This is a genomic window from Rossellomorea sp. GAMAL-10_SWC (genome assembly GCF_049568075.1).
Lineage (GTDB): Bacteria > Bacillota > Bacilli > Bacillales > Bacillaceae_G > Gottfriedia.
Window position 1 is genome coordinate 731146 of sequence record NZ_CP144911.1, and the last position, 16603, is coordinate 747748.

The following is a 16603-nucleotide window of genomic DNA, read 5'->3' on the forward strand; positions in this document are numbered from 1 at the left end:
CGTACGATTATAGTTTTGAGAATGCTTTGTTTAAAGTATTTACGATAAAATCAAGCTCTTCATCAGTTGTTGTAAATGGAGGAGAAAGTGTAAGGATATTATTATAGCCTGGAACCGTATCTCCGTTTCGACCGATTATTAATCCTTGTGCTTTACATTCAGTAATTATTTTTAACACTAATTCTGGACTAGCAGGTTTTTTACTTTTTTTATCTTCAACAAGCTCAATTCCTGCAATAAAGCCAAAACTTCGGATGTCTCCAACATTTTTATAAGCTAGTAAACTATCTACTTTTTTACGGAGCTCTTCACCTAAATAGGCAGCACGCTCTATTAAATTTTCTCTCTCAATAATTTCTAGGTTTTTAAGTGCAACTGCACATGAAGCTGGATTTCCTCCGAATGTGTTAACATGACGAAAATGATTATCTGTCCCTGGTTGTTTAAATACTTCATATAGATCGCTACTTACTGCAGTTGCTGAAAGAGGAGAATAAGCGCTTGTCATTCCTTTAGCCATTGTGACGATATCTGGTTTTATACCGAAGTTTTGATGTCCAAATTGTTTTCCAGAGCGGCCAAAACCACATATGACTTCATCAACAATTAACAAAATACCAAATTTATCACAAATGTTTCGAACTTTTGTTAAGTATTCGGCAGGAGGGACAATAACTCCTCCACCTGTAATAACTGGCTCCATTATAATCCCAGCAATCGTTTCAGCACCTTCGTAAGTAATAACATCTTCTATTGCGGTTGCACATTGGATGTCGCAATCTCCATACGTTTTACCAAAAGGGCATCGATAACAATAAGGTGGTGCTACATGCTGGAAACCTGAAGAAAGAGGTTCATATTTAACTTTTCGGTTAGCTTGACCAGTAGCACTTAAAGCACCCATCGAATTGCCATGATATGCACGATATCTTGATATAAATTTATAACGTAAAGGCTCTCCGTTTTGTTGATGATATTGTCTAGCAATCTTAAAAGCTACTTCATTTGCATCAGATCCGGAATTCGAATAAAAAATACGATAGTCTCCACCAAGCCATTCATTTAACTTTTCGGCTAATAAGATAGAAGGAACATTTGCTTGAGACATTGGAACATAGGGGATGGCTTGAATTTGTTCAGAAGCAGCTTTGCCGATTTCTTCACGACCGTAGCCTACATTCACGCACCATAAACCTGACATACCATCTAAATAATTTTTACCATCAATATCAGTGACTGTACTGTTTTTTCCGGATACTAAAACCATTGGATTAGGATTGTGAGGCGACATATGATGCCAAACATATTTTTGGTCTAAATCAAGGAGCTCTTCCTTAGATAGCGAGGTAGAATCGGTTACTTTTACAGTTTTATCATTCATGATTTTGTCACCAACTTTCAGCTTTCTATTTTAATTGAAAACTCTCTTTATTAATTAATATTACTGAATAGACCATATTATCCTAATACGATTAGACAAATTGTTAGATTATGTATTCTATTGATTATTGGTGATGGCATATAAATGAAAGAATTTTTATGGGTGAGAAGAATTCAAGATGAAGCATATTTAGTTGCTCATGAACTCTTTAAGAGCGAGATATTTTCATCTTCTCTTCAAAATTAAAGAGCAACTACATATTTAGTGTAGTTGCTCTTTTAACGTCCTAGTCTAAAATTTGATTTTCATTTAACAATTTCTTACTGCAGTACTCAATTATTTCTCTTCTCTTTACCATGCCAATAAAAACTTCATGATCGTCAATTACTGGAATGAAGTTCTGATTAATTGCTCTTGTAAATAAATCTTCAATTTGTGCATTGATGGAGACTGGTGCATAAACATTATGCAAGGAAATTTCATTTAGATTTATTTTTCCTGTATTAGAAAAAGATAAACTTTCCGTATTTTTTAATTTCCATAATAAATCACCTTCAGTAAGTGTGCCAACATATTTGCCGTTATCATCAACTAAAGGAATTGCAGTAAAACGATGGTGCTCCATTTTTTCAAGAGCTTGACGCATTGTCGAGTTGATATTCATATAAACAAGTTCATTTTTGGGGGTAAAGAAAAACGCGATATTCATTTTTCGTACTCCTTACTTGATTTTAATATTTCCAAATATTAATTAGTTGTACTTAGCATCTAGTAATTTATTAATATTTTGATCCATTATAAAAACTTCAATACGTTCACCAGTATTTGTACTTGTGTCACTATGACTAGATAGAACCTTACATCCCGTATGTTTTTCAACTATTTCTTCATATTCTTTACTGTACATTTCTCTTAGAACTTGGCGCATTTTTTTTACAAGACTTTTTCCTGTATCATGCGAAACTAAGTGTTTCTCTTCTGTTGTTAAAACGCCTTTAAATCGAAGGATGATCATATCTTCAACTATATATGTTTTAGCTTCTTGCGGACCTCTTCCAATTAGCTCTCTTTGGAATTTTATAAATGCCTCACTTAATTCGATTTCAAGCTTTTTTTTCGATGTTATCATTAATATCTCTCCCATACGGTTAATTAAAACAAAAAAATAGCCACAAGAAGAGCAATCTTCTCGTAGTTATTTATTTCAATGGAAAGTATATTGAAATACTAATAACACGAATAAGTTTTGCTCTCTTCAAACGCTGGCGAAGTTAGCTGACGGATTCGGGCTTGAAAAGTAGCCCTACCTTTAATGGATTCACCCCGTGTGCAATGCACAAATGGTTCCCCCGCTCGTAATTTGCGATTTAGCGATTACAGCAAATTTATTTTGTAGATATGTATATAATACAGAGATAAAGAAAATTGTAAAGGAATAAATTTTTACAAAAAAAATTTTTAAAAAAAACTCTTTACATGAAAAAAACATCGCCGTATAATCAAGTCAGCAAAATAAATATCGGCTTAATTACGATTATCGTAAGCGGAGGAACCAATTTTTTGGGGTTAATTTTACATGAATGTAGAAGGGATGAGATACTCTTTCGCCATCCTACCCGACAGCTAACTTCGTAGGCTAAAGCGAGGGAGGTCAATAGACCGCCTAATTTGAGCGGGTTTTTTTATTGCATTTTTTTGCAGTAAAATTACCTGAGCAAATAATAAAGTAGGTCTTTTTATTTTGTTATTAAATGGTAAATTCTGGATGTTTTATAGAAAAGATTAGGGAGACAGAACACAAAGAGAGCTTTATGCTAGCTAGGTGTTAGGTAGACCAATGAATACTTTTCTTCCAAATTTCAATTAACTAAAACTTAATTAGGGATAAACATGATTGTTTTTGTTTATAGCCCTTTAAATTTAGTTAATTTGTTGGAGGATTAGTATCCATTGGTCTTTTTTATTGTTCAGAAATAGGCTGGAAAACATGAAATAAATGAAATTAGTGATTGAAGAAAGGGGAATTGCAGTGATGAATGATCTTACAATGGTGAGTTTAATGGTTATCGTTTTTTCAATATTTTGGGTATTTACAATATTTTGCGAAAAAGCGTAAGGGGGAAATTAAATGCTTATTCCAGCAATAATAGGGATCGTTCTTATTCTATATTTAGTTTTTGTATTAATTAAACCAGAGAAATTTTAGTATTTAATTTAACATTTGGGAGGAGTTTTTAAATGTCGATGGGGATTTTACAAGTAGTTGTTACACTACTGATTATCGTTTTATTAGTTAAGCCAGTAGGTAGCTACCTTGTTAAAGTATATGACAATGAAAAAACAGGGCTAGATCGCTTTTTTGGACCTTTTGAAAGATTAATTTATCGATTAATTGGTGTAAGAGAAGATGAAAAAATGGGTTGGAAAAAATATGTTTTGGCAATGTTACTTTCTAACTTTGTCATGTTGGTAATTTTATACGCAATCTTTAGATTTCAAAAATATTTGCCTTTTAATCCCGATCACATAGGTAATATGCCATCAGCTTTGGCATTCAATACAGCAACTTCTTTTATAACAAATACAAACTGGCAAGCGTATAGTGGTGAAAATTCATTATCATATTTTTCACAAATGATGGCTATTACATTCCCAATGTTCACTTCAGCGGCAACTGGTTTTGCGGTTGCTATCGCATTTATTAGGGGATTAGTAGGGCGTCAAGATAATCTAGGAAACTTTTATGTTGATTTAATTCGTTCAATTACTCGTGTATTTTTACCTATATCGTTTATAGTTGCCCTATTTTTAGTATTTCAAGGTGTGCCACAAACCTTAAAAGGTACCGTAGATGCAACAACAATTGAAGGGGTTAAACAAGTAATTACTAGAGGACCGATAGCTGCACTTGAATCAATTAAACATATAGGAACGAATGGTGGAGGGTTTTTTGGTACAAATGCTGCTCATCCATTTGAAAATCCTACTCCTTTATCAAATTTAGTTCACATTGTATGTATGATGCTTTTACCAACTTCATTAGTTTATGCATTTGGTGTAATGGTTAAAAACAAAAGACAAGGGTGGACAGTATTTGCTGCAATGGGCATTTTGTTTATAGGGCTTCTTACAGCGGTATTTGTTGCAGAGTATAATGGTACTCCAGCATTACAAGCACTTGGTATTCATGGGAATATGGAAGGAAAAGAAGTTCGATTTGGAATTTCTGAATCAGCTTTATTTACAGCCGTTACGACTGCTGCCACTACTGGATCAGTTAACAATATGCATGATTCATTAACGCCTATTGGTGGAATGATACCACTTGCTGAAATGATGTTAAATAATGTGTTCGGTGGTAAAGGTGTAGGATTATTAAATGGCTTATTATATGTAATCTTAACAGTCTTTATATGTGGGTTAATGGTAGGAAGAACACCAGAATTTTTAGGAAAGAAAATTGAAGCAAAAGAGATTAAACTAGCATCCATTGCGATTTTAACACATCCTTTAATTATCTTAGTTCCAACTGCTTTAGCATTGGCTTTAAAAGGACCAGTTTCTTCTATATTAAATCCCGGGTTCCATGGTTTATCTGAAGTGTTATACGCCATTACTTCTGGAGCTGCGAATAATGGATCGGCATTCGGTGGATTAACAGCTAATACTGATTTTTATAATATCGTCATCGGATTAGTTATGTTATTTGGTCGATATATTTCTATTATTGCTATGTTAGCAATTGCTGGATCGTTTTCTACTAAGAAAACTGTTGCAGTAACGTCTGGAACATTCCGAACAGATACACCTTTATTTACTGTTATTTTAATTGCGATTATTTTAATCGTTTGTGCATTAACGTTTTTCCCAGTACTTGCACTAGGACCAATCGCTGAACATTTAGGAATGTTTAAATAGTAGCAATCATAACGAAAGAGGGGATTGATCATATGGCTATAGAAAATAAGCCTATTTCAAAAGAGATAAAAACTCAGGCAATCATCGATTCATTTAAAAAGTTAAATCCACTTGTTATGATAAAAAATCCAGTCATGTTTATAGTTGAAGTGGGTACTTTTATTACTTTAATACTTTCTTTTAAACCGGATATATTTGGAATTAGTACAGTTGGAAGACCATATAATATTGCGGTATTCTTGATTCTATTATTTACTGTCCTTTTCGCAAACTTTGCAGAAGCAATTGCAGAGGGTCGCGGAAAAGCGCAGGCAGATACGTTAAGAAAAACGAAATCAGAAACAAATGCAAAGTTAAAACAAAAAGATGGATCATATATAGAAGTACCATCAACTTCATTAAGAAAAGGAGATATCGTTCGAGTTGATACAGGCGAAATTATTCCTTCAGATGGAGAAATTATTGAAGGTTTAGCTTCCATCGATGAATCAGCTATTACTGGTGAATCTGCACCAGTAATTAAAGAAGCAGGTGGAGATTTTTCATCTGTAACTGGTGGTACTCGAGTAGTATCAGATTATATTATTGTTAAAATCTTAACTGATCCTGGTGAATCATTTATTGACCGTATGATTTCATTAGTTGAAGGAGCTGCTCGTCAAAAGACACCGAATGAAGTTGCATTAACTACTCTATTAGCTGTATTAACATTAGTATTTTTAATCGTCATTATGACACTTGTACCAATTGCTAATTATTTAAATGTCTCAATAGATGTAGCAACTTTAATTGCCTTACTCGTTTGTTTGATCCCGACTACAATTGGTGGATTACTTTCTGCAATCGGTATTGCAGGGATGAACCGTGTTACACAATTTAATGTTTTAGCGATGTCTGGTAAAGCTGTTGAAGCTGCTGGAGATATTGATACGATGATTTTAGATAAAACTGGAACAATTACATTTGGTAACCGAATGGCGAGTGAATTCATTCCAGTTGGAACAATAACAGAAAAAGAAGTTACTTTTGCTTCTTTAAGATCATCTGTAAAAGATGAAACACCAGAAGGACGTTCAGTTGTGGAGTTAGCTCATAAAAATGGGGTGAGTTGGAATGAAAATGAATATATAGATGCAGAAATTATTGGATTTACAGCTGAGACTAGAATGTCAGGCTTAAATTTAAAAGATGGAACTGAAATTCGAAAAGGAGCAGTAGATGCAGTTAAAAAATTTGTAACTGCAAAAGGTGGCTTGATTCCTAATGGACTTGAAGAAAAAGCAAATATCGTAGCAAAAGCAGGAGGAACACCACTTGCAGTTGCAATTAATAATGAAATATACGGTGTTATTTATTTAAAAGATACTGTAAAACCAGGTTTGAAAGAGCGATTTGAAGAGTTAAGAGCAATGGGAATCAAAACTGTGATGTGTACTGGAGATAATCCATTAACAGCTGAAACTATTGCGAGAGAAGCAGGTGTTGATGAGTATATTGCAGAAGCAAAACCCGAAGATAAAATTGCTGCTATTAAAAAAGAACAAAATGAAGGTAAGCTAGTTGCAATGACTGGTGATGGAACAAATGATGCCCCTGCTCTAGCACAAGCTGATGTTGGTTTAGCGATGAATTCAGGTACGATGGCTGCGAAAGAAGCGGCTAACATGATTGACTTAGACTCAGATCCTACTAAACTATTATCTGTCATTGCGATTGGTAAGCAGTTGTTAATCACTCGTGGTTCTTTAACAACATTTTCAATCGCAAATGATATTGCGAAATATTTCGCGATAATTCCAGCTTTATTTATTATGGCAATACCACAATTAGATTATTTAAATATTATGGGATTGAATTCACCAAAGTCTGCAATCCTATCAGCATTAATTTTTAATGCAATCATTATTCCTCTCCTCATTCCTGTTGCAATGAAGGGTGCGAAGTATAAACCAATGGATGCAAATAAATTATTATCTAAAAACTTATTAATCTATGGACTTGGTGGAGTGATTGCTCCGTTCATTGGAATTAAGTTAATTGATCTGCTTGTATCTACATTGCATTTTGTTTAATTCATTGGAAATGGAGGATTTAATGTGAAATCAGTTATGGTTGCGATCAGAGCATCTATTGTATTGTTATTAATTTGTGGATTAGGTTATCCATTAGCTACAACGGGGGTTGCGCAAGTAATTTTCCCGAAACAAGCAGATGGTAGTTTAATAGAATCAAATGGAAAAGTTACAGGCTCTAAACTATTAGCTCAAGAATTTAAAGGACCTGAATGGTTTCATTCAAGAGCATCTGCAGCTAACTATAATCCTACTGCTTCAGCTGCAACAAATGCGGCGGTTGCTTCTAAAGGATACGTTAAAGCAACAGAAGATAAAATAAATGAGTTGAAAAAAAACAATAGTGATTTAGGTAAAACAATCCCGGCGGATTTAGTCACTACATCTGGATCGGGTTTTGACCCAGATTTATCACCAGAGGCAGTGAAAGCGCAAGTACCTAGGGTTGCTAAGGCAACAGGTATATCTGAGGATAAATTAATATCGTTGATAAATCAGCATACAAAAAATCGTCAATTAGGAATATTTGGTGAGCCGCGTGTGAATATATTAGAATTAAATTTAGACTTACAGAAAATAAGATAGAGGGGAGAGTATTCTCTCCTTTTTCCCTATATATATATATAGAAAGGAGGAAAAACCTTGAGCGATGAACAGTTTCGTAGGAAAACTCCTGAGGAATTGTTAGAATCCATACGGAATATCAAAAAAGGAAGACTTAAGATCATAATCGGTGCTGCAAGTGGTGCTGGAAAAACATATCACATGCTCCAAGAAGGTAATGTATTAAAAGAACGTGGAATTGATGTTGTAATTGGTTTAATCAATGTAACAAACCGTCAGAAAACGATTGAACAAATTGGTTGTTTGGAAAAAATGCCTACTATTAATTGGGAGGAAAAAGAATCAATTAAGCAAGACTTAGATTTAGATGCAATTGTAGCAAGAAATCCAGAAGTAGTGCTTGTGGATTCATTGGCTCATCAAAATCGACCAGGTGCAATGTTTCCATCCCGTTTAGAAGATATTAATTTTTTAATATCTAAAAATATTAGCGTAATTACAACGATGAATATATATGAAATAAAAGAAGTTAATGACGAAGCTGAGAAATTGACCGGTGGCAATGTTAAGGGGAATTTATTTGTGGCAGAAGATACTTTGTCATTGGCAGATGAAGTAAAGTTATTAGATGTTACTCCTGAAGTTATTTTACAAAGATCAAAAGAAGATGGAAAAATAAATCGTCATTCATTATTACATAAAAGTAATTTAGCAGTTCTTCGTGAACTTTCACTTCGATTCATAGCTAGCGAAGTGAATGATGAACTTGATGAATATCGAGAAAAGCACGGTATAGTAGGACCATCTGGAGCATCGGAAAAAATATTAGTTACTGTTCAATATCATTGGAATGGTTCTATTTTAGTACGAAGAGGTCAGCAAATTTCAAAAAGATTAGGTGGAGATTTACATGTAGTATGTTTTCGACCACCTAACAAAAAATTTACAAATGATGAATTAACTTTTAAACGTTCGATTATAAAACTTGTTGAAAAAGTTGGAGGGGATTTTGTAGAATTACCATTGAATAGTAATTCAATTGCAAATGAAATAGTGAAATTTGCAATTAGTAGTAATATTACAAGCATTGTATTAGGTCAATCAAAGAGGAGTCGTTGGGAAGAGATTATAAATGGTTCTATTGTTAATAAAATACTAAGAAAAATTAAAAGTATAGATGTGTTTATTGTTGCCGATCGAGCGGAAAAAGATGGAGAAAGAGTACTTCCTACAATGCAAGTAAATAAAGAAATAGTAGATCCATATCGTCGGTTGAGTCCGCAAGAGCTGAAACAGGAAATTCATAAAATTAAACGAGGATCATTAAAAGTTTATATCGGAGCTGCTCCTGGTGTTGGAAAAACTTACACGATGTTAAGGGAAGGAAATGAATTAAAGAAAAAAGGGATTGATATTGTAATTGGCCTACTTGAAACTCATGGTAGAAAAGAAACAATGGAAAAAGTAGAAGAATTAGAAATTATTCCGAGAAAAGTCATTCCCTATAAAGAAACTTCTTTAGAAGAAATGGATACTGAGGAAATCATACAAAGAAATCCGGAGGTAGTTTTAATAGATGAACTTGCCCATACGAATGTCCCTGGGAGTAAATTTAATAAGCGATATATGGATGTTGAAGAAATATTGGAAGCTGGAATTTCCGTCATTTCTACTATGAATATTCAGCATGTTGAAAGTTTAAACGATAGTGTCGAACAAATAACCGGTGTTAGAGTTAGAGAAACAGTACCTGACAATATACTAAGAGATGCCAATGAAATTGAATTAATTGATATTTCACCAAAAGCACTAAGGCAAAGAATGAGAGAAGGAAGAATTTATGCTCCTATAAAAATAGAACAATCACTAAATCACTTTTTTAAAACTGGAAATTTGATTGCTTTGAGGGAGTTAGCGCTTAGAGAAGTAGCTGATGATGTAGATGAACGCTTAGAAGCTTGGGAACGAGATTTAACACTTAGAGGACCTTGGAGACAAGAGGAAGTAATTTTCGTTTGTGTAAATTTAAAATCTAATAGTGAAAGACTGATCCGTAGAGGATTTCGAATAGCGTATCGGCTAAAAGCTAAATTGTATGTAGCCTATGTTAAAGAACAGGGTAAAATATCTGAAGGAGAGCAACTTTTATTAAAAAAATTAAAAGAGTTAACTGAACGATTAGGTGGTTCTTTTGAATTGTATGAGACAACTGATCGACGACACCTATTTATTGAATTAGTAAAAAACATCCATGAAAAAAAGACGACTCATGTCATTATAGGACAATCAGCTCGTACTAGATGGGAAGAAATAAAAACAGGTTCGATTGTTCAAAGACTGTTAAGGGAGTTAAGATATTTAGATGTTTTAGTAGTTGCAGATCAAAGTACAAAATGATGGTTTCATTTTCAAAAGTTGTAGCATGAAATGATTATATTTGATGCTTTTTTATTTATTTCTTTAGAATTAATGTCACCATAATTAAAAAAATTAATATTAAAACCCTTGACCTAAAGTAAGGTTTAGGCTGTAATCTCTGATTAGTAAGCAACAAAATAATAAATCGGAGGAAATAAATATGACAAAATTTGCTTTTGTAACAGGTGCTAATAAAGGAATTGGATTAGAAGTAGTTCGCCAGTTGGCGGAAGAAAATTATCATGTATTTTTAGGTGCTCGAAATGAAGAGCTCGGGATTAAAGCAGTGCAGACTTTAGGTTTATCAAATATTACATTTATTCAGGTTGATGTTTCTAGCACACAATCTATTCAGGATGCTTTAAATAATATTTCAAAAGTAACTGACCACTTAGATCTATTAATAAATAATGCAGGGATCGCACCAGATTTTCATATTTTACCAAGTGAAATCAAACTTGAAACTTTACGTCAAGCATTTGAAGTGAATTTCTTTGGAACATTCCAAATGATTCAAACTTTTTTACCTCTGGTTAAAAACTCTGAACGTGGAAAAATTATTAATGTTACGACAGATATGGCATCACAAACATTATTTGATCGTGGAGAAACTGCATTAATCAATATACTTGGTTATAATTCTTCAAAAACTGCTAATAATTCATTAACACTTACATTTGGGAAAGAATTTGGAAGTAATGGTCCTGAAATTTTTGGTGTTACACCAGGTTTTACAACGACAGATCTAAACGGAAATGCACCTGGAGGCAATACATCTGCAGAAGGTGCTAAAATTATCACAGGCTATGCAGTAAGTAATTTAAACTACAATGGAAAAATTCTAAATGCAAAAGGAATTATGCCTTGGTAAGGATGAGGGTAAGTGGAATATACAATTGGACAAGTAGCAAAGTTGAATAGCTTAACAATTTCTCAATTAAGATACTATGATAAACAAGGCTTGTTACCTTTTCTAAAAAGAACTGAAAGTGGAGACAGAATTTTTAATGAAGACGCACTTAAATTTATCGAGATGATCTTATGCTTAAAAAACACAGGTATGCCTATTAAGAAAATAAAGCAATTTGTTGATTGGTCAATGAATGGAGAGGAAACGTTACTACAACGTTTAGAATTGATGAAACAGCAAGAAAGAAATGTTTTAGAACAAATAAAGGAAACAGAAGAAAATTTAAAGAAAATTCAGCGGAAAATTGCGAAATATGAACTTGAGATTAATGATAGTAATTAAAATTAAAAAGACAACGATTTAGTTGTCTTTTTTAATTGGATTGAAATTAAATATTTGCATCGGCTTTTTCAATTGTTATGCCTAGTTTTTTTGCAACAAAACCTGTTGTACTAGCTTGTATAAGAATGGTCATTAATATTGCTATGAAAGTGACAGTTGTAATTTCGTCTGCATAATTCACTCCCGCAGCAACAATCATCCCGGAAAGTGCTGCAGGAATAACGCCTGTTTCACGTACCCAGAACATAAAAATAATTTCATTCCATTTCCATTTTGCAATTCGATCGGGCCATGTACAAATGAGAACAGTAATTGGTCTTGCAATAAACATGAAAATTAGAACAATCAATATTCCTTGTAACCAAAATTTGCTTAAAATATGAAAATTTACTTGGGACCCTAGTAGCATAAAAATAAGTGTTCTCATAATTAATGTTGTTGAATCTGAAAAATGAGCGTCGGTTGATTTCGTTTTATCTGATATTTGAAAATGAAATAATTGAGGATTACCTAATATCAGACCAGCTGTAAAAGTTGCCATAAATCCACTTGAATGTATGTAACCAGCTAAAAGATATGAACTGATTGCAGCGACAAAACTTACAATTGTACTAAATCTTTGAAGCAATTCCCATCTATGCTCCGAAGTAAGAAAAACAGCAAGGAATCCTATAACGACTCCGACTATAATTCCACCCCCAGCTTCTCGAATAAAGCTCCATATACTAGATGTAATAGATAATTGTGTTTGCCCTAAAATAACACTGAGAATCGTAAATGCTAATATGGAACCTGTTGCATCATTAAAAGCAGATTCGCTTTCTACTGTTTGTTTAACTTTTTCTCTAATTTTAACTTGTTTAAAGACTGGAATCAAAGTAGCTGGGTCTGTTGATGCAATAACTGAGGCAAGCAACAATGCATATAAAATGGGTATTTTTAATAAATAAAATGCAGTAAAGGCTACGACTGAGGCTGTAATGATCACACCAAGAATTGATAAAAGGGAAATTGTAATCCATACTTCTTTTAGAACTGAGAATTGAATGCCCCTACCACCTTCAAACAAAATTAGTACAGATCCAAGAACGATGATGAATTGATAAGCAGGAGATTCATTCGGTATTGAAATTAAGTTTAATCCAGGCTGCCCTAATATGATACCAAGTATCATAAACAAAGCAACATCAGGTATTTTAATTTTTTCAGCTAATTTCATAGCTAATAGTCCGAAAATTAATACAAGAACGATGATATATAAATGATGTTCTACGACATTCATTACCTTTGATTCCAATTAAATTGCTCCTCTCAACACTTTTCAACTACTCATAGATTGACCTTGTTGTATTAGAAATATTTATTAACTATTTCGTTATTATGGATAATTTTAATTATAATTTTTCTTCATTGGGAACTATAATGTTGAAAGTTTGAATGGGGGAAGTAGATTTCCTTTTCAAAATTAGGCAAAAAAGAGAGGTAGTACTACTATGAATAAAAAGTTGGAACCTTCGTTAGATCCTTCTAAAGTTTTAGTGTCTGGATTTGCCCTCATTATTTTAATTGGTAGTATATTTCTAACCCTTCCAATTGCAACTAGGGATGGTGAAGGTCTTAAGTTTTTAGATGCATTATTTACTTCTACTTCAGCTACTTGTGTAACGGGACTTGTGGTAGTGGATACTGGAACAACATTCACTTTATTTGGGCAATTAGTTATTTTGACACTCATACAAGTAGGTGGATTAGGCTTTATGACTTTTGCAACTTTTTTTGCTGTTATTCTAGGGAAGAGAATTTCTTTAAAGGAACGTTTATTACTGCAAGAGGCTTTAAATAACTTATCGATTGCAGGTATTGTCCGTTTAGTGAAGAGAATCCTCATTTTTACTTTTATCATTGAATTAGTTGGGGGGATCTTGTTAGCATTTCGTTTTGCTTTTGATATGCCAATAAAAAAAGCTATCTATTATGGACTATTTCATTCAATTTCAAACTTTAATAATGCAGGGTTTGATTTAATGGGTGATTTTAAAAGTCTAACTGGTTATGTAGCTGATCCACTTGTTACGATTGTTGTATGTTTATTGATTACACTTGGTGGAATTGGTTTTATTGTAATGAACGAACTATATGAATACAAGCATACTAAAATGCTCTCTTTACATACAAAAGTTGTTCTTCGTACAAGCATTATTTTATTGGTTGTAGGGACTGTCTTAATATTCTTATTGGAATTGCATAATCCAAAAACATTGCAACCATTATCGTGGTCAGGAAAATTACTTGGTTCTTTATATCAATCCGTGACACCTAGAACAGCAGGGTCAAATACATTGAATATTCCTGATTTAACGCAAACCACTCTTTTTATTACGATTATTCTTATGTTTATTGGAGCATCCCCAGGTTCTACTGGTGGTGGGATTAAAACTACTACATTTGCTACTTTATTGGGAGCGGTTAGGTCTCAAGTTAAAGGGAAAGAAGATGTAGTCTTATTTAATCGAACGGTAATGTACGATACAATCTATAAGGCGCTTACAGTAACAATAAGTGGCCTTCTAATTGTAATGGTTGTTACTTTGGTTTTAACGATAACCGAACATGGTAAAGACTTCTTAATGATATTTTTCGAAGCAACTTCAGCTTTTGGCACCGTTGGGTTATCTATGGGGTTGACACCTGATTTAACGCCGCTTGGAAGAATTTTAATTATATTAACCATGTTTGCTGGTAGGGTTGGCCCATTGACGATTGCTTTTGCCGTCACTTTAAAAAGAAAATCGGATCCATTTAAACGTCCGAAAGGAAAAATTATGATAGGGTAAGTAGACCATAATGATTTTATAGGAGCATGTTATATGAAAAAACAATATGCAGTCATTGGACTTGGAAGATTTGGTTCGGGTATTGTAAATACTTTATTGGATCATGGAAATGAAGTGTTGGTTATTGATAATAATGATGAACGCATAAATGAGATTGCAGATCGAGCGACCCATGCGGTAATAGCAGATTCAACAAATGAGGAGTCATTAAAAGCAATAGGAATCGGCAATTTCGACACAGTCATTGTAGCGATTGGAAATGATATGCAAGCCAGTATTTTGACAACATTAGTGTTAAATGATCTAAGTATTAATAAAATCGTCGTAAAGGCATTAAATAAGCAGCATGGTGAAGTATTGAAAAGAGTTGGTGCGGATTGGGTAATCTATCCAGAAAGGAATATGGGAGAACGTGTTGCACACCAACTAATGTCACCAAATGTTTTAAATTTTATTGAACTTGCAAAAAATTACAGTATAGAAGAAATTAAGTTACCGTCTAAAATGGTGGGGAAAAGTTTAAAGGAATTAAATATAAGAGTAGAGTTTAATTTAACGGTAATTGCTATTAAAACCCAAGGAGTCGTTAATATTTCACCCTCTCCTGATGAGGTTATACATGAGGGAGATGTATTGGTAATGATTGGGGAAAATAGGGATTTACATCGTTTTGCAAACCTTGACTAAGTGCATAAATCTGTTTACAGCGAATTACTTTTTTAGTGGAATTTAGAAATTATTAAAGTTAATTTTAAAGAATTGGAGTCACTACGCTAGTGACCCCACCATTGATGAAGGTATTTATTAATGAGTAGAATGGAATTAAACCGTATAAAAAAACTTCTTTTAAATCTTGAAATAAATGTAAACGATTACCAAAAATATGGTCTTAAAAATCATTACTTGTAAGTAATCGTTTACATTAGTAATTCCAAAAATCACCATTTGACGAGTGATTTTTAACATGATAAAGTTGGTCTTACGTTTAAAAACGAACGTCAAACCACGGCCATTTGGTCATGGTTTTTTTATATGAAAAAATGAGAAAGGAGAAATCAAAATGAAGAAAGTAATCTTATCTTTAGTAGTAGGATGTGGATTTTCTATTTTACTGACAGGGTACGAAACGAATAAGTCAGAAGTTAATAAAGAGATCTCTATGTTTAATCAAACTGAGGTACAAAACGTGTTAACAAACACTTTATCAGTTGATAATTCACAAGAGATCGTTTGGAATCAAGCGCGATAAATAGTCGCAAAACTTCCGAGGTTGGTCTTACGTTTAAAAACGAACGTCAAACCACGGCCAAAGGTCATGGTTTTTTTATATGGAAAAAATCGAGAGGAGAAAACAAAATGAAAAAAGCAATTTTATCTTTAGTAGTAGGATGTGGATTTTCTATTTTACTGACAGGGTACGAAACGAATAAGTCAGAAGTTAATAAAAAGATCTCAACGTTTAATCAAACTGAAGTACAAAACGTGTTAACAAACATGGTAGCAGTTGATCAATCAAAAGAGATCATTTGGAATCAAGCACGCTAATTAGTCGTGAAATTTCCACTTTAGTTGGTCTTACGTTTAAAAACAAACGTCAAACCACGGCCAAAGGTCATGGTTTTTTTATATGAAAAAATCGAGAGGAGAAAACAAAATGAAAAAAGTAATTTTATCTTTAGTAGTAGGATGTGGACTTACTATTTTGCTGACTGAGTACGAAACGAATATGTCAGATGCTAATAAAAAAATCTCTACATTTAATCAAACAGAAGTGCAAAACGTCTTAACGAACACTTTAGCTACGAATAAGTCTCAACAAATCGTTTGGAATCAAGTACGCTAATAATAGAGTAAATTTGTTTACTCTTATTTTGAGATTAAAAAAATTCGATTGTAAATTTTAGTAAAAGTCTATTTACAAATTTATCCTAAAGTTATATATTTACATTTAAATTCTATATTTTTCTAATTCAAAATCATAGTTGCTTAATCTTAAAAAGAGCGGGGGAACCATTTCTTTATTGGGGTGAATCCTTTTTTGTAAAGGTAGGGGTATTCTTTAATCCCGAATCCGACAGCTAACCTCGTAAGCATTTAAAGAAGGGGGTTTATTTAGTATTGTTTTTTAAACACTAAGTAAAGTTTAGTGTTTTTTTGTATGCAA

16 protein-coding genes and 3 riboswitches are annotated in these 16603 nt (G+C 33.1%); of the genes, 12 read left to right on the forward strand and 4 right to left on the reverse strand.

All coding sequences use genetic code 11. The features are described from left to right. Positions 1–7 precede the first annotated feature (7 nt). The 3 genes from V5E38_RS03550 to V5E38_RS03560 form a co-directional block, all read right to left on the reverse strand. Positions 8–1381, reverse strand: coding sequence for an aspartate aminotransferase family protein (locus tag V5E38_RS03550; protein ID WP_499212237.1), 1374 nt, complete (start codon positions 1379–1381; stop codon positions 8–10). Between the two features lie 286 nt (positions 1382–1667). Beyond that, on the reverse strand, positions 1668–2090 hold the full coding sequence (locus V5E38_RS03555) for a CBS domain-containing protein (protein ID WP_499212238.1): 423 nt from the start codon (positions 2088–2090) through the stop codon (positions 1668–1670). A gap of 42 nt (positions 2091–2132) precedes the next feature. Continuing rightward, on the reverse strand, positions 2133–2510 hold the full coding sequence (locus V5E38_RS03560) for a Na-translocating system protein MpsC family protein (protein WP_097975950.1): 378 nt from the start codon (positions 2508–2510) through the stop codon (positions 2133–2135). 115 nt (positions 2511–2625) lie between these two features. Continuing rightward, positions 2626–2764, reverse strand: a riboswitch (cyclic di-AMP (ydaO/yuaA leader). A 128-nt stretch (positions 2765–2892) separates the two neighbouring features. After that, a riboswitch (cyclic di-AMP (ydaO/yuaA leader) is annotated at positions 2893–3034 on the forward strand. A 475-nt stretch (positions 3035–3509) separates the two neighbouring features. Here V5E38_RS03560 and V5E38_RS03565 point away from each other — a divergent pair. The 7 genes from V5E38_RS03565 to V5E38_RS03595 all read left to right on the forward strand — a co-directional run bounded on the left by V5E38_RS03565 (position 3510) and on the right by V5E38_RS03595 (position 11605). Then, a complete protein-coding gene (locus V5E38_RS03565; RefSeq protein WP_088012318.1) occupies positions 3510–3587 on the forward strand; it encodes a potassium-transporting ATPase subunit F in 78 nt (25 codons plus the stop codon). 38 nt (positions 3588–3625) lie between these two features. Beyond that, positions 3626–5299: a potassium-transporting ATPase subunit KdpA gene (gene kdpA, locus V5E38_RS03570; RefSeq protein WP_499213505.1), complete on the forward strand. Its 1674-nt coding sequence runs from the start codon at positions 3626–3628 to the stop codon at positions 5297–5299. Positions 5300–5331: 32 nt separating this feature from the next. Then, entirely contained in the window at positions 5332–7371 is a 2040-nt protein-coding gene (gene kdpB, locus V5E38_RS03575; protein WP_499212239.1) for a potassium-transporting ATPase subunit KdpB, read from the forward strand. 24 nt (positions 7372–7395) lie between these two features. Continuing rightward, the gene (gene kdpC / locus V5E38_RS03580; RefSeq protein ID WP_499212240.1) at positions 7396–7956 is read left to right on the forward strand and encodes a potassium-transporting ATPase subunit C; all 561 of its coding nucleotides are present in this window, start codon (positions 7396–7398) and stop codon (positions 7954–7956) included. A gap of 57 nt (positions 7957–8013) precedes the next feature. Further along, positions 8014–10332: a histidine kinase gene (locus V5E38_RS03585; protein WP_499212241.1), complete on the forward strand. Its 2319-nt coding sequence runs from the start codon at positions 8014–8016 to the stop codon at positions 10330–10332. A 181-nt stretch (positions 10333–10513) separates the two neighbouring features. Beyond that, positions 10514–11224, forward strand: coding sequence for a Rossmann-fold NAD(P)-binding domain-containing protein (locus tag V5E38_RS03590; protein WP_499212242.1), 711 nt, complete (start codon positions 10514–10516; stop codon positions 11222–11224). A 12-nt stretch (positions 11225–11236) separates the two neighbouring features. Beyond that, the gene (locus V5E38_RS03595; protein WP_499212243.1) at positions 11237–11605 is read left to right on the forward strand and encodes a MerR family transcriptional regulator; all 369 of its coding nucleotides are present in this window, start codon (positions 11237–11239) and stop codon (positions 11603–11605) included. A 46-nt stretch (positions 11606–11651) separates the two neighbouring features. Here V5E38_RS03595 and V5E38_RS03600 read toward each other — a convergent pair whose 3' ends face one another. Further along, the gene (locus V5E38_RS03600; protein WP_499212244.1) at positions 11652–12902 is read right to left on the reverse strand and encodes a cation:proton antiporter; all 1251 of its coding nucleotides are present in this window, start codon (positions 12900–12902) and stop codon (positions 11652–11654) included. Between the two features lie 196 nt (positions 12903–13098). Here V5E38_RS03600 and V5E38_RS03605 point away from each other — a divergent pair, with 196 nt between their 5' ends. From V5E38_RS03605 to V5E38_RS03625, 5 genes are all read left to right on the forward strand, one after another. Further along, a complete protein-coding gene (locus V5E38_RS03605; RefSeq protein ID WP_499212245.1) occupies positions 13099–14439 on the forward strand; it encodes a TrkH family potassium uptake protein in 1341 nt (446 codons plus the stop codon). 33 nt (positions 14440–14472) lie between these two features. Beyond that, positions 14473–15126 (forward strand): potassium channel family protein, encoded by a 654-nt coding sequence (locus tag V5E38_RS03610; RefSeq protein WP_499212246.1) that lies wholly within the window; start codon positions 14473–14475, stop codon positions 15124–15126. 373 nt (positions 15127–15499) lie between these two features. Beyond that, positions 15500–15688 carry a hypothetical protein gene (locus V5E38_RS03615; protein WP_499212247.1) on the forward strand — a complete coding sequence of 63 codons (189 nt, stop codon included), beginning with the start codon at positions 15500–15502 and terminating at the stop codon, positions 15686–15688. 107 nt (positions 15689–15795) lie between these two features. Continuing rightward, positions 15796–15984, forward strand: coding sequence for a hypothetical protein (locus V5E38_RS03620; protein WP_499212248.1), 189 nt, complete (start codon positions 15796–15798; stop codon positions 15982–15984). A 109-nt stretch (positions 15985–16093) separates the two neighbouring features. Beyond that, complete coding sequence (locus V5E38_RS03625; protein ID WP_499212249.1) at positions 16094–16282, forward strand: hypothetical protein; 189 nt, start codon at positions 16094–16096, stop codon at positions 16280–16282. A 130-nt stretch (positions 16283–16412) separates the two neighbouring features. Further along, a riboswitch (cyclic di-AMP (ydaO/yuaA leader) is annotated at positions 16413–16547 on the forward strand. Positions 16548–16603 lie beyond the last annotated feature (56 nt).